Source organism: Mesorhizobium sp. ISC25 (assembly GCF_042295465.1).
Classification (GTDB): Bacteria; Pseudomonadota; Alphaproteobacteria; order Rhizobiales; family Rhizobiaceae; genus Mesorhizobium.
This window is the reverse complement of sequence record NZ_CP135441.1, coordinates 2,002,490-2,025,810: the sequence shown is the minus strand read 5'-3', so window position 1 is coordinate 2,025,810 and position 23,321 is coordinate 2,002,490. Positions and strand designations below refer to the sequence as shown.

Sequence of the window (23,321 nt, the reverse complement as noted above, 5' to 3'; positions counted from 1 at the left end):
CAGCAAACCTCAGGCGGCTGCGCTCAGTCCCAGCCTCTCGAGTGCCAGCTTTCTAGTCGAGACATAGTCGGTCTTGCCGGAGCCCAGTACAGGGATCTCCTCGACCTTGACGATGTCGTTCGGCACCATCAGTTCGGCCGCGCCGGCCTTTTTGCCGAATTCGCGCAATTCGTCGGGATCGGCATTGTCGGCGGTGGTGACGAGAACGAGGCGCTCGCCGCGCCGCTTGTCTGGCACCGCAACCACGGCGTGATGCCCTTCCGGCCACAGCGACTGCACCAGCATCTCGACCGCACCAAGCGATACCATCTCGCCGGCTATCTTGGCGAAGCGCTTGGCGCGGCCGCGAATGGTGATGAAGCCTTCGCGATCGACCGAAACGATATCGCCGGTGTCGTGCCAGCGTTCGAGCGGCTGCAGCTCGCCAGGCCGGTCGCCAGTCATGTAGCCCATCATCAGGTTCGGCCCGTCGAGCCACAGCCGGCCGGCGTCGCTGATGCCTTCGACCGGTTCGAGTTTCATGCGCATGGCCGGCAGCAGCCGCCCGACCGTGCCGTCGCGGCCGTGGATGGCGGTGTTGACGGCAACCACCGGTGCGGCCTCGGTCAAGCCAAAACCTTCGATGATCTCGGCCTGGAAGCGTTCGCGATAAACCCGGCGCGTCTCCGGCTTTACCGCTTCGGCACCGGCCACGACGAAGCGCAGGCTGGAAAAATCGCCGTCCTTGGCGGTGCGGGCATAGTTGGCGAGGAACGTGTCGGTGCCGAACATCACCGTCGGCCGGACCTTGCGCGCCACCTCCGGAATAAGTTTGTAGTGGAGCGGTGACGGGTAGAGGAACAGCTTTACTCCGGTGACCAGCGGCAGGATAGTGCCGCCGGTCAACCCGAACGAGTGGAACACCGGCAGCACGTTGAGCAGGATGTCGGCCGGCGAGATAGTGATGCGGGCTTCCGCCTGCATCGCATTGGCAAGGAGGTTCCGGTGCGACAGCACCACGGCCTTGGGCGTGCCTTCCGAGCCGGAGGTGAACAGGATCACCGCCGGCTTGGCCGCATCCTGGCGCTGCAACGGCCAGCGCCACACCAAGGCGGCTGCGGCCTTGTCCAGCACGGTCACGCTTGCGCGAACATCCTCTAGCCATAGCAGTTTCGCCCCGCCCTTTTCCACCGCCTCGACTATGTCGGCGAGGTTGGCCTTTTCGACAAAGGCGCGTGAGGAGACCACGGTCCGGATCACCGCCGTGCGGATGGCGGCGGTGACGCTCGCCGGGCCGGCGGTATAGTTGATCATCGCTGCCACCCGCGCAGCCGACAAAAGTCCGACGAACGACAGCACGACGCCATTGGCGTTGGGCAGGAGCAGCCCAACCGCTTCGCCCGGCGCTGTTATTGCCTCGAAGCGGCGGCCCAAAACCCTGGCGCCGATGAACATTTTCCGGTAGCTCAGCGCACCGCCAATGACGTCCTCGATAATTGGGTGCGAAGCGCCAACACGGTCGGCGGCATCGCGCATGGCGAGAAACAGGCCGCGATCGAGATCGCTGCCGAAAAGCCTGGCCTCGGCGAAGCGGTCAAACAGCGCATTGGTGTTGGAGGCCTGATCTGGGTTCCGCGCCACCAGCTCGGCGATGGTCATCGGCTCCAGCGCGCTGATCGACAGCTGCGGAAACCAATGGCGCGGCGCCTTGTCCGCCGGCGTCAGCGAAGCCGGCAGGCTGCGTGCGCCGGCAACAAAGACCGGCACGATGCGGGCGTCGGCCTGCATGGCGATACGGGTGATGGCGCGAAACAACCGAAACGACTTGACGTCGGGCTCGACTGCATCCGGCAGGTAAACGGCGAGCCGGCCCTTGCCCTTCAGCACCCGCACCAATCTGCGGCTGACGAAGACATGCTCGGCGTTGAAGGCGATGGTGCGGCCGAGCTCGCGCCACGGCTCCAGCCACGGCGATCCGGCCGAAGCCTGATCGAGGATGTGCAGCGTGTCCTCCGGCAGCAGCGACAGCATCAGCGCCGGCTCGATGCGTGACTGATGCCAAATGACGTAGATGACGGGGGCCGCCGACTTGCGGGCAATCTTGATGCGCTCGTCGCTGATCCGGTAGGCGAGCTTGAACGGCACGTAGAGCAGCGCCTGGCTCAAGCGCAGGCCGAGGCGGAACTTCTCCACCACGCCGATCAGCAGACAGGCCGCGACAAGACCCGCAAGCAGCGCCAGTGTCAGGATCATCGCCGCATCTCCCAACGATCTCACGTCACGGCTCTTCAGTGGCCGCTTCGGGTGAGAACCTAGCCGAAGTTGGATCAACGTCAATGCGGCTCCATTTTTCCTTCTCTCCTATCTTTAATTGGGCTCGGCTGCCTATCGCAGCTACGCCGCTTTCATCCTTCCGCTGATGAAGCGGAATTCCTGCGTCTTGCCGCCAAAGCCATAGGCGGCCGCAGGCACTTCATGCACGAGGGCGTAGCTTTCCTCATGCACCTTGCCCAGCAGCCGGCCGAATGCGGCGAAAATTGCCTGCAGATACGCCTCCAGTTCGAGCTTGGTGTTGGTGCCGTCGACAACCTTGATGTCGAGCCAAGCCGTGTTGGCGCCATGCTCGGCCAGCGACTTGCCGCCGGCGAACCAGTGCTCGGGGTCGTGATAGGAAATGGCAACAGCTGTAATCGTCGCGTCCTTGCGCAGATGCGTGGCCGTCAGTTCGGTCACTTCCTTGGCAATGGCGGCGGACAAAGCGGCATCGGGCTTGCCGGTAACGCTGACATTGATGATCGGCATATTTCTTCTCCTCGGTTTCAAGCGGCGCCTCTTCGCCGTCGAGAAAATCATGCCATCGTCCTTTGATCAAAAAAATCGAATTGTTTTTGATAAACACTTTGATAATATCAAATTATGCAGATGTTCGATCCTGACCTCCTCAAGACTTTCCTCGCTTTCGTCGATGGCGGTTCCCTGGCGCGGGCCGCGTCGATCGTCGGTCGCTCGCCGTCCGCAGTGACCGCGCAGATGCAGCGGCTGGAGGATGTTGTCGGCGAACCGCTGCTGGTGCCGCAGGGGCGAGGGCGCGGCCTGACGCCGGCAGGCGAGGATCTGATCGCTCACGCGCGTCGCATCCTTGCCGCGCACCGCGAGGCGTGGCTGGCCCTCAAAGGGGCGCACGCCGACGGGCGCGTCGCCATCGGCACCACGCAGGATTTCGCCGATAGCGGCTTGCCGCAGCTGCTCAGGGCTTTCGCTGTCAGCCATCCGCGCGTCAGGATCGAATTGCGCGTCGGCCGTTCCGCCGAACTGGCGCAGGCTTTGCAGGCCGGCACCCTTGATCTGGCCATTGCCATGCGGCAGGTGCCGACACGCGACGAAGTCGGTGTGCTCAAGGAACCAATGATCTGGCTTTGCTCACAGAACGGGCTGGCCACCCGCCACGACGAGCTGCCCTTGGCGCTGCTCGATCCCCATTGCGGGTTTCGCGAAGCGGCGACCAGTGCACTCGATGCTGCCGGCCGTCGCTACCGCATTGCTGCCGGCAGTGCCAGCCTTGCCGGCCTGCGCACGGCGGTGCACGCCGGCATCGCCTTGACGTTGAGGACGGCGCGCTTCGCTCATTCCGGCATCGTCGAGGCGCCGCGCGATCTTGATCTGCCGCCGGTGCCGGTCGCCGAATTCGCCGTCCGCTTGCGTGAGGATGCCGACCGGCCGGCGCAGGATCTGGCCGCGTTGTTCAGCGGCAACCTGGCCTTGGCCAATTGAGCCAGCAAAGAAAAAGCCGACCTTGCGGTCGGCTTCTGAGTAAGACGGGCCGAGGGGTTTGGGGGGACTTGGGGTGGCCCGTCGCAGCCATAATGCCTGAGCCCTATGATGGTTCCATGACTTTTCAAATTAATTTTCAGGACCGGATTTCTCGTGATCGGACCACCAACTCGCGCTCGAACGCGGCGAGGGATTGGTCATGCATCCGCTGCGCGCTGCCTGGCCATCAGCCAGTCGCGGCCGGCGTGAGCGAACACCGCGCAAAGCACGATGGCGCCACCGACCATGCTGGCTGCCGGCGGGATCTCCGCCAGGAACAGGAAGGCAAACAGGATCGCGAATGGCACTTCAGCTGAACCCAGCAATCCGGACTCGGCCGCCGGAATAAGCCGGGTGCCCTCCGTCCACAGGATCGAAGCCAGCGCGAACGAGGAGCCGAAGGTGGCTAGAAGCACAGCGTCCCTGGCCGAGACAGCCAGCGGATCGGTGATGAACCAGCCGAGCACGAACAGAAGGAACGCCGACACGGCACCCGCCCACACCACCGGCGTATCGCGGAAGGCCCGCACCATAATCATGTAGAGGGCGCTGCCGACCGTCATCAGCAGCGCCAGCCCGTCGCCGAACAAATGGCCGGTGCCGAAGCCGGACCAGACCATGATCGCCACACCGCATAGTGACACGGCGGCGGCGGCAAGCGTCTGCAGCCGGAACGGCTCGCGGACCAACAGGAGGGCCAGCAGCGCGGTGACGAACGGGGCGGTGGCATAGATGATCGCGACATTGGCGACAAAGGTGAACTTGAACGCCGAGATGAAGGCGATGCTGGCGAGCGCGCCCTCGATCGCCAGCAGCCAGCCGCGCCAGCCGAGCCGCAGGCTGTCGCGACCGCCGGAGCGCTGGCGGCGCCATAGCACATAGAGGCTGATCAGGATCGAGCCGACGAATCCGCGCCAGCAGGTAATGGTCAGCGGGTCGGCATGGATCGATTTGGTCAGCACGCCGGTGAGGCCGAAGACGGCCGCCGATGCCGAGACCAGGATGATGCCGAGGGTACGTTCGCGGGCGCTTTCCACTGTACCTGGCACGTCCAGCAATTCCGTCATCTCATCAGCCTACGCTGCCCCTTCTGACACCATAGTGTCAGCTTGAGGCGTGCTGCATCGAAAACAGCAGGTAGGCAGCCCCGGTGAACAGGATTCCGGCAAGAACCCTTTCGCGGGTTTCCACGATGGCGATATCGGCCATATGTCCGGCGGCCTTACGAATGTGTTGCGAGAGACGGTGGGAAGGCGTTGGATGCTCCCGTATCGTCAGGCTATACGGGCGAAACCCTGCTAAGCGCTACGCCAGCGCGGACTTGCGTTTGGGGCAGGCGGCATAAAGTAGCGAAGCCAGGCAATTTGGGAGACGACGAAATGGATGCGATCGCATTGAAGGCCATGCAGGCGCCGCTGAAGGAGGCCTATCGCGACGACGCCTCGCGCGCGCTGATTACTCTCCGCGCCAAAGGCTCGATCGACGACCAATCGATCGCCTGCAAGGTCGAGACAGGCAGGGCGATCGCCATTGCCGGACTGCATCCGGCGACCGGCGGCACCGGGCTCGAACTCTGCTCCGGCGACATGCTGCTGGAGGCGCTGGTGGCTTGCGCCGGCGTCACGCTGAAGGCGGTAGCGACGGCGCTGGAATTCAAGCTTAGGGCCGCCACGGTGGAAGCCGAAGGCGATCTCGACTTTCGCGGCACGCTTGGTGTGGCAAAGGATGCGCCGGTTGGCTTCCGTACCATCCGGCTGACATTTGGCCTCGACACCGACGAGCCGCAGGAGCGCATCGATGCGCTGCTCAAGCTGACCGAGCGCTACTGCGTGGTGTTCCAGACCATCAGCCAGAAGCCTGAATTGACGGTGAGCGCGAGACGCTGAGGCTGCTGATCTCCCCCCTTGAGGGGGAGATGCCCGGCAGGGCAGAGGGGGTTGGTCCGACCGGGCTCGGCCCGCTGCAGCAGATGGAGGCCGGCGCTTCATGCGCGGCGACCCCTCTGGCCTGCCCTCTTTGCCAAAACTTTGCATCTCCCCCTCAAGGGGGGAGATCACGCTGTCCTACTGCGCCGACGGCTCCTCGGCGTCGCCCTCGTCGGCGAAGGGCGAGGCGCTCGGCACGCACTGCACCGACCAGCCGGCCGGCGTCGGTTGCTTCTGGTATTCGGTTATGGCGAAGGTGCACTGTTCGCGGGTGTCGAATGTGCTGGGCAACACGACCATGCCGCCTTGCGGGCCGGCGATCACCAGATACCAGACTAACGCTACGCTCGGTGCCGCCATAGGTATTTCCTCGCTCTGCTTGTTTTGGGAGTCGCACGATCCTAGCAACTCCGGCCCAGCGGCGAAAGCTGGGCCAAAGCGCGGCGTTAAGCCACGGCATCACAGCCGCGTGATGTTAGGCCGCTTACTCCGGCTGCCGGTAAGCGACAAAGCGGTTGTGCTTGGCCTGGAAGATCAGCCCGGTCTCCTTGAGCGTAGGGCTGGCCAGCGGCACGATACGCTTTGCGATCTCCGAAGGGTGCGGCAGGGTTTCAGGATCCTCGCCGGGTACGGCCTGCGCCCGCATAGCGGTGCGCGTTGCCCCGGGATCGGCGGCATTTACCCTGAGCGGCAGGTTTTCGGTTTCATGCGCCCAGGAACGCGTCATGGCCTCGACCGCCGCCTTCGACGCCGCATAAGGCGCCCAGAAGGCGCGTGCCGTATGGGCGGCGCTGGAGGACAGCACGATGGCGCGGCCGGCATCGGAAAGCCGGAGCAGCGGGTCGACCGAGCGGATTAGCCGCCATGTTGCGGTGACGTTGATGGTCATCACCTTCTCGAAGGTCTTGGCCTCGACATGGCCGATCGGGGCGATGACGCCGAGCACAGCTGCGTTGGCGACCAGTATGTCGAGCTTGCCCCAGCGCTCGTGGATGGCGCCGCCCAGCCGGTCGATCCCCGCCATGTCGGCAAGATCGAGCGGTACCAGCGTCGCCTGTCCGCCACCTGCTTTGATCTGGTCGTCGAGTTCTTCCAACCCGCCGACGGTGCGGGCAACCGCAATCACATGCGCACCGGCCGCGGCAAGCTCCCTGGCGATGAAATAGCCGATACCGCGCGAGGCGCCGGTGACGACCGCTACGCGGCCGGAGAGATCGAGGGTCATGCTTGAACTTCCATGAGGTCGGCGTGAGGCACCCCCCTCTGCCCTGCCGGGCATCTCCCCCTCAAGGGGGGAGATTGGCCCTCATCAGGCTCAGCGCCTGTTCTGCGACCGTCGCGATTGGCGAAAGTCGACAATTCAGCCGATCTCCCCCCTTGAGGGGGAGATGCCCGGCAGGGCAGAGGGGGGTAACCTGGCGAAGACAAATGGCGATCCGGCAACCTTACGACCCGCCCGCCGCCAAGAGCGACAGCGTGCGCACATTGTCGGAGCCTTCGAAATCGGCGAGCCGGGTCGGATATTGCCCGGTGAAGCAGGCGTCGCAGAATTGCGGCTGCTCGTTATCGCGGCCGGTTTCGCCGACGGCGCGGTAGAGCCCGTCGATCGAGAGGAAGCCGAGCGAATCGACGCGGATGAACTCGGCCATCTCCTCCACCGACATGCGCGACGCCAGCAGCTTCGACTTTTCCGGCGTGTCGACGCCGTAAAAGCAGGAGGCGCGCGTCGGCGGCGATGCGATGCGCATATGCACTTCCTTGGCGCCGGCATCGCGCACCATCTGCACGATCTTCTGGCTGGTGGTGCCGCGCACGATCGAATCGTCCACCAGCACCACGCGCTTGCCTTCGATCATGCGGCGGTTGGCGTTGTGCTTGAGCTTGACACCCATGTGGCGGATCGAATCGCCGGGCTGGATGAAGGTGCGGCCAACATAGTGATTGCGGATGATGCCGAGCTCGAACGGAATGCCCGCGGCCTGCGAAAAGCCGATCGCCGCCGGCGTGCCCGAATCCGGTACCGGCACGACGATGTCGGCCTCGACCGGACTTTCCTGCGCCAGCTCGGCGCCGATGCGCTTGCGCACTTCATAGACGTTGCGGCCTTCGACCGACGAATCCGGCCGCGCGAAATAGACATATTCGAAGATGCAGAAGCGGGTCTTCTGCGGCTCGAACGGGAACAAGCTTTCGATGCCCTTGCTGGTGACGACGACCATTTCGCCGGGCTTCAGGTCGCGCACGAAACGCGCACCGATAATATCGAGCGCGCAGGTCTCGGAGGCGAGAATCCAGGCGCCGTCGAGATCGCCGAGCACCAGCGGGCGGATACCGAGCGGGTCGCGGCAGCCGATCATCTTCTTGGACGTCATCGCCACCAGCGAGAAGGCGCCTTCGACCTGGCGCACCGCATCGATGAAGCGCGAATTCAGGTCGCGCTCCTTGCTGGTGGCGACCAGGTGCAGGAGCGTCTCGGTGTCGGAGGTGGAAGAGAAGATGGCGCCTTGCTTCTGCAGGGCGCGCTGAACGGTCATGGCGTTGGTGAGATTGCCGTTATGGGCGACGGCGAAGCCGCCATCGGCAAGTTCGGCGAAGAAAGGCTGGATGTTGCGCAGGCCGGAGCCACCGGTGGTGGCATAGCGTGTGTGGCCGATGGCACGGTTGCCTTGCAGGCTGTCGATGACGCGCTGCTTGGTGAAGGTGTCGCCGATCAGGCCGACATGGCGTTCGACATGGAACTGGGTGCCGTCGTAGGAAACGATGCCGGCCGCTTCTTGGCCGCGATGCTGCAACGCATGCAGGCCGAGCGTGACGATGGCTGCGGCGTCCTGCCGGCCGAAAATGCCGAACACGCCGCATTCGTCATGGAAATGGTCGTCGGCCTCGGCGGAAAGCACGTCGTCTGCGTCTGCCATTGGGGCTCAAGCTCCGCTAAAGTCGCCATATAAGGTCATAGCGCATCGAAAGCAACGCACGTCGTGCGGCGTTCACATAATCGACAGTTTTGAGCCTCGCAAGTCTGCCGAAATCAGTTTGCCGGCGCCGGGTTTGCAGGTGCCGGCGTCGCGGGCGCATTGTCGGCTGGCGGCGTGTCGCTGTCGTCGGGTGCCGGAGCGGTGGCGTCGTCGCCGGCGGCAGGGGCTTCCGCTGCAGGCGCATCGGGGGCCAGCGGCGTCTCGGTGGCCGGCTGATTCGGATTGAGCTTGTTGAGGATGGCGTTTTCCGGGTCCTCGGGCAGCAGGCTTTCCAGCTTTGCGCCGATCGATTCGAGCAGCGGCTTTGACTTGGCATTGGCAATCCAGCCTGGAGCTTTGGCGCCGGCCAACCAATTGAAGAACAGCAGCGCGACAGCGACGACCAGGATGCCGCGCGCCGCGCCATAGAGGAAGCCAAGTGTGCGATCGAGCGCGCCGATCCTGGAATCGATGATCCAGTCGGCGAGCTTCATGGTGATGACCGAAACGACGATCAGCGCGACAATGAAGACGATACCGGCGGCCGCCGCCATGGCGGCCTTTTCGTTGTCGACATAGGGCTGAATATAAGGCAGCACCGGCTTGTAGAAGAAGAAGGCCGCCGCCGCGGCAGCTGCCCAGGAGATGATCGACAGGATCTCGCGCGAAAAGCCGCGAACCATAGCGAGCATCGCCGAGACCAGGGTGAAGCCGACGAGAATTCCGTCAAGCAGCGTAATCGGCATGTTTTTCGCCCCACTCCGATCTCTTTTTCACGACTCGACGAGCCGCATCACTCTTGCTCGTCGGCGCGGCTGCGCCGAGAGCCGGCTATGCGCGCCACGAGATCGGCAAGCTCGGTGGGCTGGAAAGCGCCGGCTCCGATCCCCCCGACCCCATTACCACCAACAAGTTCCTCGCTGCCCAAGGGCAGAACCGCGCGTCCGAAACCCAGCTTTTCAGCTTCCTTGAGGCGCTGCTGCGCATGCGCAACCGGCCTCACTGCACCCGAAAGGCTGATTTCGCCGAAATAGACGCAATCGGCGGGAAGGGCAAGACCGGTGAGCGAGGAAACCAGTGCCGCGGCCACCGCCAGGTCGGCTGCCGGCTCCGAAATTCGGTAGCCGCCGGCAACGTTGAGATAGACGTCGTGCGTGCCGAAGCGGACGCCGCAATGTGCTTCCAGAACCGCCAGGATCATCGACAGCCGGGCACCGTCCCAGCCGACGACGGCGCGGCGCGGTGTGCCCAGCGTCGACGGCGCCACAAGCGCCTGGATCTCGACCAGCACCGGCCGTGTGCCTTCCATGCCGGCGAAAACCGCGGCACCCGGCGACTTCGCATGGCGTTCACCGAGGAAAAGCTCGGACGGGTTGGCGACTTCCCGCAAGCCCTTGTCCGACATTTCGAAGACGCCGATCTCATCGGTTGGCCCGAAGCGATTCTTGACCGTGCGCAGGATGCGGTAGTGGTGGCCGCCTTCACCCTCGAAATAGAGCACCGCGTCGACCATGTGCTCGACCACCCGTGGTCCGGCGATCTGGCCCTCCTTGGTGACGTGGCCGACCAGAACGATCGCCGCCCCTGTGGATTTTGCGTAGCGGATCATCGCTTGTGCGGCGGCGCGCACCTGGGTCACCGTGCCGGGCGCCGAATCGGCCATGTCGGTCCATAGCGTCTGGATCGAATCGAGAATGACCAGGTCCGGCCGCTTGCCGTCGGCGATGGTGGCGAGGATGTCCTCGACATTGGTCTCGGCGGCGAGTTCGACCGGGGTGCCGGCGACGCCGAGCCGCTGGGCGCGCAGCCTGATCTGGGCGACCGCCTCTTCGCCCGAGACATAGACGATGCGGTGGCCCTTTGCTGCCAGTGCGGCGGCGGCCTGGGTGAGCAGCGTCGACTTGCCGATGCCGGGATCGCCGCCGACCAGCAGCGCCGAGCCGCGCACGAAGCCGCCACCGGTGGCGCGGTCGAGCTCGCCGATGCCGGAGACGATGCGCGGCGCGTCCTCGATGTCGCCGGAGAGGCTGGTCAGCACCACCGCGCGGCCCTTGCGGGCGTTGCGCGTGTTGGCCGGGCCGGAGCCGATGCCGCCTGATGTGCCTTCTTCGACCAGCGTGTTCCACTCGCCGCAGGCATCACATTTGCCGGCCCAACGCTGATGCACCGAACCGCAATTCTGGCAGATGAACTGGATACGGGATTTGGCCATCAGCGTCGCGTCGCTCGCAAATAGCCGGAGGCTGGCGATCCTGCCCACCCCCCTCTGTCCTGCCGGACATCTCCCCCGCAAGGGGGGAGATTGGCTGTCATTGATGCTTTCGCCAATCGCCGATGCCGCAAGAGAACCGGCGGCAAAACTGCCGATCTCCCCCCTTGCGGGGGAGATGGCCGGCAGGCCAGAGGGGGGTGTGACGGAGCGCGACGGTTGGTCAAAAAGCTACTCGAACCGATCCGGCAAATGATGCTCCTCGGCGAGGTCCGAGAAACGGGTGAACTCGCCCTGGAAGGCGAGGCTGACCGATCCCGTTGGGCCGTGGCGCTGTTTGGCGACGATGACTTCGGCCTTACCGCGCATCTCGTTCATCTCGTGTTCCCATTTGATGTATTCGTCGGTGCCCGGCTTCGGCTCGCGGTTCTTCAGATAATATTCCTCGCGGTAGACGAACAGCACCACGTCGGCGTCCTGCTCGATGGAGCCCGATTCGCGCAGATCCGAAAGCTGCGGGCGCTTGTCGTCGCGGCTCTCCACCTGGCGCGACAGCTGCGACAGGGCGATGATCGGCACCGCCAGCTCCTTGGCTAGTGCCTTGAGGCCGGTGGTGATCTCGGTGATTTCCTGGACGCGGTTTTGCGAGGATTTCGCGCTCGATCCCTGCATCAGCTGGATATAGTCGATAACGATGACGTCGAGGCCGCGCTGGCGCTTCAGGCGACGCGCGCGGGCCGACAGCTGAGCGATGGAAATGCCGCCGGTCTGGTCGATGAACAGCGGGATTTTCTGCATTGTCTGCGAGCAGGCGACCAGCTTTTCGAAATCCATCTCGCTGATCTCGCCGCGCCGGATTTTCGACGACGGGATTTCCGTCTGTTCGGAAATAATGCGGGTGGCCAGCTGTTCGGATGACATTTCGAGCGAAAAGAAGCCGACGACGCCGCCATTGGCCGCCTTGAACGAGCCGTCCGCCTGCTGCGCCGGGACATAGGCCTCGGCGATATTGAAGGCGATGTTAGTGGCGAGCGAGGTTTTGCCCATTCCGGGGCGGCCGGCAATGATGATCAGGTCGGACGACTGCAGGCCGCCCATGCGGCGGTCGAGGTCGCGCAAGCCGGTGGCAACGCCCGACAAATGCCCGTCGCGCATATAGGCGGCATTGGCCATGTCGACGGCGGTCTTGACGGCATCGGTAAAGCTTTCGAAGCCGCCATCATAGCGGCCCGTTTCGGCCAATTCGAACAGGCGCCGCTCGGCATCCTCGATCTGGTCGGAGGGCGACATGTCGACCGGCGCGTCATAGGCGATGTTGACCATGTCCTCGCCGACAGTGATCAGCGCGCGCCGCGTCGCCAGATCGTAGATGGCGCGGCCATAGTCGGTGGCGTTGACTACGGTGACGGCCTCGACCGCCAACCGCACGACATATTGCGCCACCGTCATATCGCCGACCTTCTCGTCGGCCGGCAGGAAGGTCTTCAGCGTGATCGGCGTCGCGATCTTGCCCATGCGGATGAGCTCGGCCGCGACCTCGAAGATCTTTCTATGCAGTGGCTCGTAGAAATGGCCGGGCTTCAGGAAGTCAGAGACGCGGTAGAAGGCATCGTTGTTGACCAGTATGGCGCCGAGCAGCGCCTGCTCGGCCTCGATATTGTTCGGCGCCTCGCGATAGAGCGGTGTTTCCGCCACGCCGAATTTTCGTGCTGCCTCTGCCATGATGTCCCCGGTCTGATCCCCGTCTCTCGATATCAGAACGAGACAAGTCGGTGATGACTTATCTGCATCAGTCCCCAACCAACCAACTTTGATGCCCGCGATTCACAGCCAGGATCTTTCGGTGGAAAGAATCTCGATTGACTCGAATCAAGATGGCGAGCCTAGCCGTTCTCAGGCGAGAACAAAACAGGAAAATAGCTGCCGGTCATTCCGGCAAGGCATCACCCCAGTCCAGTCGCCGCGCGGCCTTGAACGTCTCGCCGTCGCGCTTGGTGAACAGTCGCTCGGCAGCACTCCCATCCTGTTGGCAAAGCTTCAGCAAGACCTTGCCAGAGCCCGACTTCGGCGGTGCGATCACTCGCGCTCGAGGCGGAGCGGCCGGATGACGGGAAGCGGCGACAAAGATGAATTTTTCGTCCTCCCACGGCACCTCGGCATCCTTGGCCAGCCGGTGCAGGCGCGAGCGGGCGACGCGGCGGGCGAAATGGCACCAGTCGGGAGCGACAAGTGGGCAGGGCGCCTCATGCGGGCAGGGCGCGAGCACGTGCGCCCCCGCCTCGATCAGCTGCCGCCGCACGGCAAGGATGCGCTGCCAGCCGGCCGGCGTGCCTGGCTCGACGACCAGCAGCGTGTCGGCGGTCAGCTGCCAGAGCCGGTCGACGAGTTTTGCCAGCGATGCCGGCGCGATCTCATCCAGCACATAGGCTGAAGTCACCAGCTCGGCCGGCTCCAGATCGACCAGGTCGATGGTGACGTCGCCGGTCAGCCAGGCGGTCTTGGCATGGATTGCCTCGGCGGCAAGCGCCTCGCCGACCCGTCGCACCGCGGCGCCGGCCTCGAGCAGCACCGCCTGTTCGAGATCCGGCCAGAGGTTGATTGTGGCCCAAAGCACCGTGCCAGGCCCGGCGCCGACATCGAGCAGGGTTCTCGGAGCATAATCGGGCCGCGCCTCGCTTACAGCATCGAGGCTGGCGCGAACGGCAGCATAGGTCGCCGGCAGCCGCGTTGCCAGATAGGCCTTCACCGCCATGTCTTCGGCCATGTGCAGGCGGCCGTCGCGCAACTCGGCGCGGTAGCGGTCCGACAGCGTCTTTGCCGCTTGCTTAAGCATCGGCAGCGGCACCTGTTCGAGAAGGCGGTCCACGCCTTGTCTGAGTAGGACGGGCAGTTCCATCGCTCACGCGGTCCGAGGTGCGAGCAGAATGACCGAGGCGCCAATGATGCAGATCGCGGCACCGGCAAGATCCCAACGGTCGGGGTGCACGCCTTCCGCCAGCCACAACCAGGCCAGCGAGGCGGCAATGTAGATGCCGCCATAGGCTGCGTAGGCTCGGCCCGCCGCGCTGGTGTCGACCAGAGCCAGCAGCCACGCGAATAGCACCAACGAGACGAGACCGGGCGCCAACCACAGCGGCGATTTTTCCAGCCGCCACCACGCCCAGAACGAAAAGCAGCCGGCGATCTCGGCAAGTGCGGCGGCGACGTAGAGGAGGTAGGTCATGAAAAGGTCCCGCGTTGACGGGACCTTTTCAGCGCACCAGCCGGCAATGGCAAGCGGCAATGGCGTGATGCCGGCAGTCTACTCCGGATCCGCGACCTTGCGGCGGCGAGCCGGCTTGGCCGCCGGAGCCTTTTCACGACGTCCAAGATCGCGCATCTCCAGCGCCTTATCGCAACTGGCCATGTAGTCGCGCGTCATCGGCAGCGTGTCGTTCTTCTTGGCAATCTGGATCTGGAAGATCACCAGATCCTGCCAGCGGAAGGCAGCTTCCGAGGCGGCAAGATAGAACTCCCACATACGGCAGAAGCGCTCGTCATAAATCGCTTTGGCCTTGTCGCGATTGGCGGCGAAGCGCTCACCCCAATGCTTCAGTGTCTCGGCATAATGCAGCCGCAGAACCTCGATGTCGGTGACGACGAGCCCCGATTTTTCGATGGCCGGCATCACTTCGGAGAGCGACGGGATGTAACCGCCCGGGAAGATGTATTTGCGGATGAAGGCGCTGGTCGCCCACGGCACGCCGGAGCGGCCAATCGTATGCAGCAGCATGACGCCGTCCGGCTTCAGCAGCGTCGCCGACTTGTCGAAGAAGGTGCGGAAATGATTGACGCCGACATGCTCGAACATGCCGACCGAGACGATGCGGTCGAAACGTTCATTGAGTTCGCGATAGTCCTTGATGTCGAAATGAACCCGGTTTTGCAGGCCTTGCGCATGGGCGCGGTCGGTGGCGACGCCGTGCTGCTCGGTCGACAGCGTCACGCCCTGTACGTCGACGTCGAACGCCTTGGCGAGATAGAGGCCAAGCCCACCCCAGCCGGAGCCGATATCAAGCACCGTCTGGCCGGCCTTCAGCCTGAGCTTGGCGGCGATGTGGCGCTTCTTGGCTGCCTGTGCCTCGTCGAGCGTCATGTCCGGCTGCTCGAAATAGGCGCAGGAATACTGCATGTCCTCATCGAGGAAGAGGCGGTACAGGTCGCCCGACAGATCGTAATGGCGCTGCACGTTGCGGCGCGCCCGCGACGCCGTGTTGATCTGCTGCAGGCGCCGGAAGGCGTGGCGCAGACCCTCGATCGCCTTCGACCAGGTGGCATCGATACCGCCGCTGCCCATGTTCTGGAAGGCAATGCGCATCACCCCCAACACGCCACCCTCGAGAATGTCGAGTTCACCGTCCATGTAGGCTTCGGGCACCGCCAGCATCGGATCGAAGGTTATTGCGCGCTCGGCATGCCTTGTCTTGATCTGCATGTGCACCGGCTCGCCGCTGCCGTCACCGAAAGTCACCATCGAGCCTTGCGGCCCTGTCACCTTGAGATTGCCCGTGCGGACTAGGCGGTCGAGAACGCGCTTAAGCAGAATATTCATGACCAATTGTCCCCTCTCGGCCAGACATGCTGTCCTATTCTGCATCAAGATATAGGGGTTCGAAAAGTTCCATTTGGCATAAAAATGCCCGGGTACGAGGCCCGGGCATTGGTCCAGAATAGCGATTAGCCGGCGAATGCCGACGAATGACGATCAGCCGTTGTCTTCGCCGCCTTCGAACTCCGCATTCGGATCGAAGAAGTTTTCCGGCCGCGCATTATCGTTGATGTCCTCGCCGTAGATGGCTTCGGCGGTGGTCAGCGTTTCGCCCTTGGCCTGGCGCTCGGCTTCGTCGGCCGTGCGGGCAATGTTGAGCGTGATGGTAACCTCGACTTCCGGGTGCAGCGCGATCGCCACATTGGTGACGCCGATGGTCTTGATCGGCTGGTTGAGCAGGATCTGGTTGCGGTTGACCGAAAAACCTTCCGCCGTCACCAGCTCGGCGATGTCGCGCGTCGAGACCGAACCATAAAGCTGACCAGTTTCGCCGGCCGAGCGCACGGCGATGAAGCTCTTGCCGTCGAGCTTTTCGGCAATCTGCGCGGCTTCGGACTTGCGCTCCAGGTTGCGGGCTTCGAGCTGGGCCCGCTGTCCCTCGAACTTCTTCTTGTTAGCTTCGTTGGCGCGCAGCGCCTTGCCCTGCGGCAGCAGGAAATTGCGGGCGAACCCGTCCTTGACCTTGACGGTATCGCCCATCTGGCCGAGGCGGGAAACGCGTTCGAGAAGAATGACTTCCATGGTTTTGTTCCTTCGCTTGGGCGCTATCCTCAGGATCGGCGCCGAATTGTCTGGAACAGGTCAGGAAGCTCGGGCGTCGCCGCCTGTGTCGCTGTCCTGCCTGTCGCGGCAGTTAGGATCTCTTGTCGAAATCCAACCCGGGATTTGGTGTTCGATCCGGCTACGCCCGTCGTGGCCGGTGAAAAAAGCGGGCGGCGAACCGCCCGCGTAGATTTTAGCGAACCACGTAGGGCAGCAGGCCGAGGAAGCGGGCGCGCTTGATCGCCTTGGCGAGTTCGCGCTGCTTCTTCTGGCTGACGGCGGTGATGCGCGATGGAACGATCTTGCCGCGCTCGGAAATGTAGCGCTGCAGAAGCCGCACGTCCTTGTAATCGATCTTCGGCGCGTTGGCGCCGGAGAACGGGCAGGTCTTGCGGCGACGGTGGAAGGGGCGCCGGGTTGGGATCTGATTGATGTCGACCATTATTCTGCGGCTCCTTCAAAGCCTTCGCGCGGACGGCGCGGGCCACGATCGGCACCGCCATCCCCGAAGCTGCGCGGCGGACGATCACCACGGTCACCGCGATCGCGGTCGCCGAATGAGCGCGGGCCACGATCGCCACGGTCGCGATCGCCGAAGCCGCCGCGTTCCGAGCGCTCTTCGCGCTTCTGCATCATTGCCGACGGACCTTCCTCATGCGCATCGACCTTGATGGTCAGGAAACGCAGTACGTCCTCGGACAGGCCCATCTGGCGCTCCATTTCATTGAGCGCGGCCGGCGGGCAGGTGATGTCCATGAGTGTATAATATGCCTTCCGGTTCTTGTTGACCCGGTAGGTGAGGGACTTCAGTCCCCAGTTCTCGACCCGGCCGACGGACCCGCCATTCGCTGTGATGACGCCCTTGTACTGTTCGACAAGCGCATCGACCTGCTGCTGCGAGAGGTCCTGCCGGGCAAGAAACACATGTTCGTATAGAGCCATAGTGTTCGTGCCTTTCTTCGTTTCTCTCCCGGTTCCCGGCGGCAAAAGCCTCTGCAACTTCTCTGACCCGCAATCCTTGCGAAGGCGGGGAAGAAAGGAGCATGACGAGACGGTCGAGAGCGGAGACACGGGAGGCGGAAGCGCTTCTGGCTTCACGCGAAGGTTTCGAAAGACCTCCGGCCCTCCGTTCAGCCCCCAGCAAGGACCGGCAGATTGCGGACGTCTATACAGGAATTTGACCGCAAAGCAAGGCCAAACGACAGGGCAAACGGCTCGATTAGCGCCCACCGTCCTAGGGCGCCACGGGCCTCGACGGCAAGGTTTTACGAATTTCCTGAAACCGGACCTTAACCACCATGCAAAGTTCCAGCACCGGCGGGCGTGGCTTGCATCTTCGCATCTCGGCGACATCGACGCTACGCGCAAGGACGTCTTCGACCGTTATTTCCAGACCAATGTCGCCGGCCACAGGCCGCTCTCCCGCCGCCGCTGCTCAACTCGTATGCGCAGCCACTTTGCCTGTGGTTTCGGGGAAGAAATCGGGCGCCGCATGGCGCTTGCCGAACATCATGTCGTATTGCAGCAGACGGAAGTCGCGGATTGCCGGGTCGATCTCTTTCCGACGCGACCAATCGGGGGTGGCGCCGCCCCCCGGTGCCAACAGCAAATTGCGGTCGATGACGCGATAACGGTCCCGCAACTGGCCGAGGAAGCCGGTGTAATAGGGATGGGTGATGCCGGCTGTCTTCAGGATATGGTAGGGCAGGAAGGCCGGGCTGACGGCACCCAGATCCTCGGCCGGGCCACTGCGGTTCGACCAGACGATCAGCGGCGTCTGGTGATGCAGCAGCATCTGGTCGGCCGCCTCCTTGCGCGGCGCCACATTGTCCTTCAGGAAACCGGTCTCGACGTAGACCGGCCCAAGCGGCGGCAGATGGTCGCCGAAGAAAGCGATGACCGTCGGCCGCTCGCGTTTCTTCGCCCATTCGATCAGCCGCTCGAGGCCGCGGTCCGCGTCGGAAGAGCCTTCGGCATAGCTCAACAGCGATTCACGCGCCCATTGGCTGATCGGCGCCTGCACCTTATGGGTCGGATTGCTATAGCGATACGGCTCATATGGTCCGTGGTTCTGCAGGCTGACGGCGAAAAAGAAGACCGGCTCGGCGCTGGTATCGGCCTCGTGGATGATCTCGTCCGTCATAGCTGCGTCCGACGCGAGCGGTCCGCGTTTTTGCATGGGGGGCAACGTCTCCTCGGACTTGAAGTCGTTGAAGCCGAAATCGGCATAGACCGCCCCCCGGTTCCAGAACCAGTTGGTGCCGGGATGGATGGCACGCGCCCGGTAGCCCTGACTTTTCAGGAAGGTCGCCAGCGAAGGGGTCGGTGTCCGCACATATTGCTGGTAGGGAATGCTGCCCGCCGGCAGGAAGGCGTTGGAAAAGCCGGTCAGGGCCTCGAACTCGATGTTGGCCGTCATGCCGCCGAATTCGGGGGAGAACATGTAGCCCGTGCGCAGTGCCCGCACATTGGGGATAGGGTCGGGTGTGATGGTGACGCCGGGCAGCTTGGTCGGATCCCAGAAGGATTCGCTCATGACGACGATGATGTCGGGCTTCTCGGCGGGTACCGAGGCCGTCACCTGCGGTTTGCCGATCGCTTCGATTGCCTTGTCGGAATAGCCGGGCGGCGCCGAGACGTGGGCCATCGGGACGTTCAGCGCGAAGGCGAGCGCAAAACCGTTTGAGGCATAGTTTTCCTTCTGGTCCCACATGATCGGGATGATCTGCAGCCGGTCGCGCGTCCACGAGAAAGTGGCATAGTCCATGATGGAGACGAAGAAGGCGATCAGCGGCACCGTCAGTGTCAGCCGGGCAAGGCGACCCTTGTGGCTGAGTGCCGGAACGCGGCGGCGCCATAGCCGCCAGCCATAGACGAGCAGCGACAGCCCGCCGACGATGCCGATCGCCAGGGCAATGGCGGTTCCCGGGCGATCGCGTACCAGAAGCGGCATCAGTGCCACGATCTGCCGGGAATAGAGGAAATCGGTCGGATAGAGCGGATCGCCGAGATAGAGCGACTTCTGGTGACCGACGAACGCCAGCGACAACGTCAGCGGCGCGACGATCATCAGGCTCTGATGGCTGCGGCCGAGCACGGCGTCAAGGCCGATGAGGATCAGCGCAAAAATGATGATCGTGGTCCAGCCTGGTTTGAAAGGCTGCAGAAAGAAATCGATGGTGCCGGCAAAGTTGCCGCGCACGATCAGTTCGATGGCAAACACCAGGATGGCCGCGGCCAGCAAGCTGATAAGGCCATAGCGGATGACAGGCCATTTGCGCGCCGGCAGATAGCCGGTCGACGGATCGCCTTCAAGAAACTGTGGCGCCGCCTCGGCTGCGCTCTGCTTGGTCTTTGCCACTTCAATAGTTCCCCGGCCCGCAACAAAAGCGTCACTCGATTGTCATCGAACTGTCACGCAAAGCCTAGCGCCTGCGGCGGAAATAAGAAGAGCCAGCAAACAAATCGTGAGCGGTTTTCATCATGAGTGATCGCCAAAAAGCCTGCCGAAACAGGCACTCGGCCGACATTACGAGGTCAAGGTTGGACTTGACTTGGCCGCACGCCTTGCGTCACAGGCAACGTGAACCAGCAGCTGGGAGCCGCCGATGGCCATCGCATTCACCTTTCCGGGGCAGGGCAGCCAGGCTGTCGGCATGGGCAAGGATCTCGCCGAAACCTTTGTGGAATCGCGGCGGATCTTCGAGGAAGTCGACAACGCGCTCGGCGAAAATCTATCGAAGCTGATCTGGGAAGGCCCGGAAGAGATGCTGACGCTGACCGCCAATGCCCAGCCGGCACTGATGGCGGTGTCGCTTGCCGCAATCCGGGCGCTGGAGGCGCGCGGCCTCTCCCTGAAAGGCAAGGTCACCTATGTGGCCGGCCACTCGCTCGGCGAATATTCGGCACTTGCGGCCGCCGGTTTCGTTTCAGTCGCCGACGCCGCCCGGCTGTTGCGCATCCGCGGCAACGCCATGCAGGCGGCGGTACCGGCCGGCGAGGGCGCCATGGCGGCGATCATCGGGCTGGAACAAGCCGACGTCGAGGCCGCTTGCGCAGAGGCCGCCCAAGGCGCGGCTAAAGATCCCGCACAAGCCTTGGTTTGCCAGATCGCCAATGACAATGGCGGCGGCCAGCTGGTGATCTCCGGCGCCCGGCCGGCGGTCGAACTGGCGGCGAAGCTATGCACGGAGAAGGGCGCCAAGCGGGCGCTGATGCTGCAGGTCTCGGCGCCCTTCCATTCGGCGCTGATGAAGCCGGCGGCCGAGATCATGCGGGAGGCGCTGGCCGCCGTCACGAAGAGTGCGCCGGTCGTGCCGCTGGTCTCCAATGTTACGGTGACCCCGACGAGCGATCCCGACGAGATCGCCCGCCGCCTCGTCGAACAGGTGATCGGGCGCGTGCGCTGGCGCGAAACGGTGGAGTGGTTCGGCGCGAATGGCGTTGCGACGCTCTACGAAGTGGGCGCCGGCAAGGTGCTGTCGGGGCTGGCCCGCCGCATCAACCGCGATATTGCCACCACTGCCATCGGATCCGCGGCGGATGTCGAGGCGGCGTTGGCGGCGCTTGCATAATCAACTGGCGATTTGACCCCGCTCCATGCGAAGGGTGTTCGCTCAGAGTCAGGAGGCAAGAATGTTCGAATTGACCGGCCGCAAGGCGCTCGTCACCGGCGCATCGGGGGGCATCGGCGAGGCGATCGCCCGCGTGCTGCATGCCCAGGGCGCCATCGTCGGCCTGCACGGCACACGTATCGAGAAACTGGAGGCGCTGGCCGCCGAACTGGGCGACCGGGTCAAGCTTTTCCCGGCCAATCTTTCCAACCGCGACGACGTCAAGGCGCTCGGCCAGAAGGCGGAGGCCGATCTCGAAGGCGTCGACATCCTCGTCAACAATGCCGGCATCACTAAGGACGGATTGTTCGTACGCATGGCTGATGCCGACTGGGATAGCGTGCTCGAGGTCAACTTGACCGCCGTGTTCCGGCTGACCCGCGAGCTTACCCATCCGATGATGCGGCGCCGGCATGGCCGCATCATCAACATCACTTCAGTGGTCGGCGTCACCGGCAATCCCGGCCAGACCAATTACTGCGCCTCCAAAGCCGGTATGATCGGCTTTTCCAAATCGCTGGCGCAGGAGATCGCCACCCGCAACATCACCGTCAACTGCGTCGCACCGGGCTTCATCGAATCGGCGATGACCGCCAAGCTCAACGACAAGCAGAAAGAGGCGATCATGGCGGCGATCCCGACCCGGCGCATGGGCACGGGCGCCGAAGTCGCCTCTGCCGTCGCCTACCTGGCTTCCAACGAGGCAGCCTACGTCACCGGCCAGACCATTCATGTCAATGGCGGCATGGCAATGATCTAACACTTGGGAAAACGCTTCATTCCGTCTTGGATGCACGGGATTTTTCGTGTAATGCCGCCCGCAACCCGGCGGTTCGGGCAAAAACCGGTCCTGTTCCGTTGCGTTTCCGGCAGGACCATCTTTCAGCTTGATTAGCGGCATTCTGCCCGCTAACGAAGACAGACAACCAAAAGACGAGGATGCCCAAATGAGTGACACCGCAGAGCGCGTCAAGAAGATCGTCATCGAGCACCTTGGCGTCGATGCCGACAAGGTGACGGAGCAGGCGAGCTTCATCGATGATCTGGGCGCGGACAGCCTCGACACGGTCGAACTTGTCATGGCGTTCGAAGAAGAGTTCGGTGTCGAGATCCCGGACGATGCGGCCGAGACCATCCTGACTGTTGGCGATGCGGTGAAATACATCGACAAGGCCTCCGCCTGACGCTATTTGCAGTCATCACCGGGGAGGACCTGCGATGAGGCGTGTCGTCGTCACGGGCCTTGGGCTGCTTTCGCCGTTCGGCATGGGCTTCGAGCACAGCTGGAAGGAGCTTCTGACCGGCCGCAGCGCAGCCAAGCGCATCACCGAATTCGAGGTGGAAGACCTTGCCTGCAAGGTCGCCCACGTCATTCCGCGCGGTGACGGCTCCAATGCCACTTTCAATCCTGAAGCCGTTCTCGAGCCGAAGGAACTGCGCAAGATCGGCGACTTCATCCTGTACGGGATCGCGGCCGCCGACGAGGCACTCAAGGATTCCGGCTGGCAGCCGAAGACGCATGAGGAACAGTGCGCCACCGGCGTGCTGATCGGTTCGGGCATCGGCGGCATCGAAGGCATCGCCGAGAATGCGATGATCCTCAAGGAGCGCGGTCCGCGCCGCATCAGCCCGTTCTTCATCCCCGGCCAGATCATCAACCTCGTCTCCGGTCAGGTCTCGATCCGGCATGGGCTGAAGGGGCCCAACCATGCCGTCGTCACCGCCTGCTCGACCGGTGCGCACGCCATCGGCGATGCCGCCCGGCTGATCATCTGGGGCGATGCCGACGTTATGGTCGCCGGCGGCGCCGAAGCGCCGGTGACGAGGCTTTCGATCGCCGGATTTGCCGCTTGCCGCGCGCTCTCCACCGAGCGCAACGACGCGCCACAAACGGCCTCACGCCCCTACGATCGCGATCGCGACGGCTTCGTCATGGGCGAGGGCGCCGGTGTTGTCGTGCTCGAGGAGCTCGAACACGCCAAGGCCCGCGGCGCCAAGATCTATGCCGAGGTCACCGGCTACGGTCTGACCGGTGACGCCTATCACATCACCGCGCCTGCCGAAGACGGCGACGGCGCTTTCCGTTGCATGACCGCGGCGCTGAACCGGGCGAAGCTGACGCCGGCCGATGTCGACTACATCAACGCGCACGGCACCTCGACCATGGCCGATACGATCGAACTCGGCGCCGTCGAGCGGCTGGTCGGCAACGCCGCCTCGAAGATATCGATGTCGTCGACCAAATCGTCGATCGGCCACCTGCTGGGCGCGGCTGGTGCTGCCGAGGCGATCTTTTCGATCCTCGCCATTCGCGACAACATCGCGCCGCCGACCATCAATCTCGACAATCCGGAGCGCGAAACGGCGATCGACCTGGTGCCGCACAAGCCGCGAGCCCGGCAGATCGACGTGGCCCTATCCAACTCCTTCGGCTTCGGTGGCACCAACGCCTCGCTCGTCTTCCAGCGCTACAATGGCTGA

General features: G+C 63.7%; 23 protein-coding genes. 6 read left to right on the top strand and 17 right to left on the bottom strand.

Annotated elements, in window-relative coordinates; translation table 11 throughout:
- Nucleotides 1-9: 9 nt before the first annotated feature.
- On the bottom strand, nucleotides 10-2,232 hold the full coding sequence (locus RQ479_RS10300) for an AMP-binding protein (protein WP_376704992.1): 2,223 nt from the start codon (nucleotides 2,230-2,232) through the stop codon (nucleotides 10-12).
- 141 nt (nucleotides 2,233-2,373) lie between these two features.
- On the bottom strand, nucleotides 2,374-2,781 hold the full coding sequence (locus RQ479_RS10295; RefSeq protein WP_352467176.1) for a 4-oxalocrotonate tautomerase family protein: 408 nt from the start codon (nucleotides 2,779-2,781) through the stop codon (nucleotides 2,374-2,376).
- Between the two features lie 114 nt (nucleotides 2,782-2,895).
- Between RQ479_RS10295 and RQ479_RS10290 the strand changes: the two genes are divergently transcribed.
- Nucleotides 2,896-3,750: a LysR substrate-binding domain-containing protein gene (locus RQ479_RS10290; protein WP_352467175.1), complete on the top strand. Its 855-nt coding sequence runs from the start codon at nucleotides 2,896-2,898 to the stop codon at nucleotides 3,748-3,750.
- Nucleotides 3,751-3,947: 197 nt separating this feature from the next.
- On the opposite strand, the gene RQ479_RS10285 is transcribed toward RQ479_RS10290, so the two are convergent.
- Nucleotides 3,948-4,856, bottom strand: a complete 909-nt coding sequence (locus tag RQ479_RS10285; RefSeq protein ID WP_376704991.1) for a DMT family transporter — start codon at nucleotides 4,854-4,856, stop codon at nucleotides 3,948-3,950.
- Nucleotides 4,857-5,168: 312 nt separating this feature from the next.
- On the opposite strand from RQ479_RS10285, the gene RQ479_RS10280 reads away from it, so the two are divergent.
- Nucleotides 5,169-5,675: an OsmC family protein gene (locus tag RQ479_RS10280; protein WP_376704990.1), complete on the top strand. Its 507-nt coding sequence runs from the start codon at nucleotides 5,169-5,171 to the stop codon at nucleotides 5,673-5,675.
- A gap of 177 nt (nucleotides 5,676-5,852) precedes the next feature.
- On the opposite strand, the gene RQ479_RS10275 is transcribed toward RQ479_RS10280, so the two are convergent.
- The 14 genes from RQ479_RS10275 to RQ479_RS10210 form a co-directional block, all read right to left on the bottom strand.
- Nucleotides 5,853-6,074: a hypothetical protein gene (locus RQ479_RS10275; RefSeq protein ID WP_292662211.1), complete on the bottom strand. Its 222-nt coding sequence runs from the start codon at nucleotides 6,072-6,074 to the stop codon at nucleotides 5,853-5,855.
- A 124-nt stretch (nucleotides 6,075-6,198) separates the two neighbouring features.
- Nucleotides 6,199-6,939 (bottom strand): SDR family NAD(P)-dependent oxidoreductase, encoded by a 741-nt coding sequence (locus RQ479_RS10270; protein WP_376704989.1) that lies wholly within the window; start codon nucleotides 6,937-6,939, stop codon nucleotides 6,199-6,201.
- Nucleotides 6,940-7,159: 220 nt separating this feature from the next.
- Nucleotides 7,160-8,629, bottom strand: coding sequence for an amidophosphoribosyltransferase (gene purF / locus RQ479_RS10265; RefSeq protein ID WP_292662216.1), 1,470 nt, complete (start codon nucleotides 8,627-8,629; stop codon nucleotides 7,160-7,162).
- A gap of 113 nt (nucleotides 8,630-8,742) precedes the next feature.
- A complete protein-coding gene (locus RQ479_RS10260) occupies nucleotides 8,743-9,414 on the bottom strand; it encodes a CvpA family protein (RefSeq protein WP_376704988.1) in 672 nt (223 codons plus the stop codon).
- Nucleotides 9,415-9,461: 47 nt separating this feature from the next.
- Nucleotides 9,462-10,880 carry a DNA repair protein RadA gene (gene radA, locus RQ479_RS10255; protein WP_292662222.1) on the bottom strand — a complete coding sequence of 473 codons (1,419 nt, stop codon included), beginning with the start codon at nucleotides 10,878-10,880 and terminating at the stop codon, nucleotides 9,462-9,464.
- 228 nt (nucleotides 10,881-11,108) lie between these two features.
- The gene (locus tag RQ479_RS10250) at nucleotides 11,109-12,599 is read right to left on the bottom strand and encodes a replicative DNA helicase (RefSeq protein ID WP_023677714.1); all 1,491 of its coding nucleotides are present in this window, start codon (nucleotides 12,597-12,599) and stop codon (nucleotides 11,109-11,111) included.
- 205 nt (nucleotides 12,600-12,804) lie between these two features.
- Nucleotides 12,805-13,773: a small ribosomal subunit Rsm22 family protein gene (locus RQ479_RS10245; RefSeq protein WP_376704987.1), complete on the bottom strand. Its 969-nt coding sequence runs from the start codon at nucleotides 13,771-13,773 to the stop codon at nucleotides 12,805-12,807.
- Nucleotides 13,774-13,776: 3 nt separating this feature from the next.
- Nucleotides 13,777-14,100: a YnfA family protein gene (locus tag RQ479_RS10240; RefSeq protein ID WP_352862631.1), complete on the bottom strand. Its 324-nt coding sequence runs from the start codon at nucleotides 14,098-14,100 to the stop codon at nucleotides 13,777-13,779.
- Nucleotides 14,101-14,178: 78 nt separating this feature from the next.
- Nucleotides 14,179-15,468, bottom strand: a complete 1,290-nt coding sequence (locus RQ479_RS10235) for a class I SAM-dependent methyltransferase (protein ID WP_376704986.1) — start codon at nucleotides 15,466-15,468, stop codon at nucleotides 14,179-14,181.
- Between the two features lie 153 nt (nucleotides 15,469-15,621).
- A complete protein-coding gene (gene rplI, locus RQ479_RS10230; RefSeq protein WP_254820243.1) occupies nucleotides 15,622-16,206 on the bottom strand; it encodes a 50S ribosomal protein L9 in 585 nt (194 codons plus the stop codon).
- A gap of 214 nt (nucleotides 16,207-16,420) precedes the next feature.
- Nucleotides 16,421-16,669, bottom strand: a complete 249-nt coding sequence (gene rpsR / locus RQ479_RS10225) for a 30S ribosomal protein S18 (RefSeq protein WP_006203718.1) — start codon at nucleotides 16,667-16,669, stop codon at nucleotides 16,421-16,423.
- The gene (gene rpsF / locus RQ479_RS10220) at nucleotides 16,669-17,169 is read right to left on the bottom strand and encodes a 30S ribosomal protein S6 (RefSeq protein ID WP_292663863.1); all 501 of its coding nucleotides are present in this window, start codon (nucleotides 17,167-17,169) and stop codon (nucleotides 16,669-16,671) included. Before rpsF ends, rpsR begins: the two co-directional genes overlap by 1 nt.
- A gap of 292 nt (nucleotides 17,170-17,461) precedes the next feature.
- A complete protein-coding gene (locus RQ479_RS10215) occupies nucleotides 17,462-17,638 on the bottom strand; it encodes a hypothetical protein (RefSeq protein ID WP_376704985.1) in 177 nt (58 codons plus the stop codon).
- A gap of 24 nt (nucleotides 17,639-17,662) precedes the next feature.
- Nucleotides 17,663-19,588 (bottom strand): LTA synthase family protein, encoded by a 1,926-nt coding sequence (locus RQ479_RS10210; RefSeq protein WP_376704984.1) that lies wholly within the window; start codon nucleotides 19,586-19,588, stop codon nucleotides 17,663-17,665.
- Between the two features lie 247 nt (nucleotides 19,589-19,835).
- On the opposite strand from RQ479_RS10210, the gene fabD reads away from it, so the two are divergent.
- From fabD to fabF, 4 genes are all read left to right on the top strand, one after another.
- A complete protein-coding gene (gene fabD / locus RQ479_RS10205; protein WP_376704983.1) occupies nucleotides 19,836-20,801 on the top strand; it encodes an ACP S-malonyltransferase in 966 nt (321 codons plus the stop codon).
- Nucleotides 20,802-20,862: 61 nt separating this feature from the next.
- A complete protein-coding gene (gene fabG / locus RQ479_RS10200; RefSeq protein WP_292663869.1) occupies nucleotides 20,863-21,600 on the top strand; it encodes a 3-oxoacyl-[acyl-carrier-protein] reductase in 738 nt (245 codons plus the stop codon).
- 187 nt (nucleotides 21,601-21,787) lie between these two features.
- On the top strand, nucleotides 21,788-22,024 hold the full coding sequence (locus RQ479_RS10195; protein ID WP_006203723.1) for an acyl carrier protein: 237 nt from the start codon (nucleotides 21,788-21,790) through the stop codon (nucleotides 22,022-22,024).
- Nucleotides 22,025-22,058: 34 nt separating this feature from the next.
- Nucleotides 22,059-23,321: a beta-ketoacyl-ACP synthase II gene (gene fabF, locus RQ479_RS10190; protein WP_352467164.1), complete on the top strand. Its 1,263-nt coding sequence runs from the start codon at nucleotides 22,059-22,061 to the stop codon at nucleotides 23,319-23,321.